Annotated in this window: 1 protein-coding gene; it reads left to right on the top strand. The window is 76.0% G+C overall.

Annotated elements, in window-relative coordinates:
• The first annotated feature begins 256 nt into the window (after positions 1-256).
• Positions 257-811, top strand: a complete 555-nt coding sequence (locus ACZ6TV_RS21515) for an SAV_6107 family HEPN domain-containing protein (protein WP_465298987.1) — start codon at positions 257-259, stop codon at positions 809-811.
• The last annotated feature ends 1,220 nt before the right edge of the window (positions 812-2,031 follow it).

Genomic DNA, 2,031 nt, shown 5'->3' with positions numbered 1-2,031 from the left:
AGTTTTTTTTTTTTTGTTTTCTCGTTTGGAGTTCTCCCCCCCCCCCCCCCCCCCCCCCTCCCCCCCCCCCCCCCCCCAGCCGGCCCGCCGGCCGGGGGTGGTGTGGGGAAGCTCCACGCCCGGCCGGCGACGTCGCTGTTCGACGTTGCCCGACCATCGCCCGGCCCGCGTGCCATCGCTACTCCCCCAGCGGCGGCACGCACGCACCACGGGACCCAGAGCGGGACCCGCCGACGCACCACAGAGGGAGACACCGATGCCGACGAACCGTTCGACCCACTCGTCCAACGTCAGTCGATTCCCGACCGCCCCGGCCGCCGCTCCGGTCGCCGGCCCGGCCGGCGGTGCGCTCCAGGGCCAGTCCGGCCCGGCACGGCAGCAGCTTCCGGTTCCCGCGCACGCGCTTCCCCACCGCACCCCGCGGGAGCTGTTGACCCTCGCCCGCCGCGGCCTCGAAGAGGCGGCGGAGATCCGCACCGACGGCATGCGCTATGCCACCGCCCACCTCGCCGCGCTCCGCGCCGCCGCCGCCGTCCTCGCCGCCCGGGCCGTGCCCGCCGCGCCGGGCCGCCGCAGCCGCGTGACGAGCGTCTGGTCGCTGCTGGTGCTCGTCGCACCCGAGCTGACCGAGTGGGCCGCCTATTTCGCCGCCGGCGCCAGCAAGCGCTCCGCCGCCGAGGCGGGCATCCCGCGGGTGGTCACCGCCCGGGAGGCCGACGACCTCATGCGCTCCGCGGAGCAGTTCATCGCGGTCGTGGAGGTCGGGCTCGGCTTCTCCTATCAGCCCAGGCTCGAGGGCCTCGCCAGCTGACCCGCGGCGGTGCCAGCCCAGCACGACCGGACCAGGCCACCGCCGGGCCCGCTCGCCCCGCCGAGACCGATCGGCCCGCCACGCCCGGTCAGCCCGGCAAGGCTTCCGGCCGACCCGGCCGACGCCCCTGACCCGCCCGGTGCGGTTCGGTCCGCCCGGTTCGGCCCGGGTGGGCGCTTTCGTCGTTCACGTTGCAACTGGCCACGGATGGCCCTCGTCATGCCATGCCTTGGCCGTTCCCGAGTGTGGGGGCGCCGGGGCCGGCATCGGAGAACCGGCCGGTGAAGCCTTGGACTGTGCACCTTCAGCCCTGCGGGGCCAGGCCGCTGAGCCGCAGCCGCCGGGCGGTCCCGGCAGGGTCGGGTCGCGGCGCCCGCCGGTGGGAGCCGGGTTCTGGCAGGGACGAGCGCTTCCCCGGACCGCGGCCCCGGCCGACCGCGCCGCGCCGGGCGGAGACGCACCGGGCGGAGACGCACCGAGCCGGCGCGCGCGGGAGCAGGACCGTGCCGGTCCGTGTCATGCCCGTTCGGTCCGTGCCGGGCTGGGACATGGCAGCCGGTGCGTGGCGAGCTGGGGCATGGCGGTCCCGGACACGACGGGGCGCGGTGTGCTGGACCAGGTCCGTGCCGGTCCGTGCAGGGCCGGTCCATGTCGTGCTGGTCCATGCCGGTCCGTGCAGGCCGTGTCGTGTCGTGTCGGTCCGGGCTGGCCGTGCCGAGCTGGGACATGGCAGCCGGTCTGTGGCGAGCTGGGGAACGGCGAGCCTGGACGCGGGGGCGCGGCGTGCTGGACCGAGGCCGTGCCGGCCGGACTGTGACGCGCCGGGATGTGACGAGCCGGGCGAGGGCCGTGACGGCTGGGCTGCGACATGACGGCCGGTCCGTGACGGCCCGGGATGCGCTGGGTCGGACGCGCTGGGCCGGTCAGTGCTGGGCTGGGACGCGCTTGGGGTCCGGGATGTGATGGGCCGGGATGTGACGCGTTGGGTCAGGGACGTGACGGCCGGGGTCGGGTTGGGACATGACGGGGGCGGACATGACGGGCAGGAACGTGCTGGGCCTGGGCCGTGACGGTTGGTCCGGTCAGGGCTGGGCTGGGACATGGCAGCCGGTCCGTGGCGAGCCTGGGCCCGGACGTGCTGGGCCCGGACGTGCTGGGCCCGGACGTGCTGGGCCCGGACGTGCTGGGCCCGGACGTGCTGGGCCCGGACGTGCTGGGCC

The sequence above is a fragment of the Dactylosporangium sp. NPDC051087 genome (assembly GCF_055586325.1).
This window is presented reverse-complemented; position numbering and strand designations above follow the sequence as displayed.

What these genes read in the sequence shown, in the direction of transcription:
- ACZ6TV_RS21515 (WP_465298987.1), top strand. Translation starts at nt 257, where the DNA reads ATGCCGACGAACCGTTCGACCCACTCGTCCAACGTCAGTCGATTCCCG.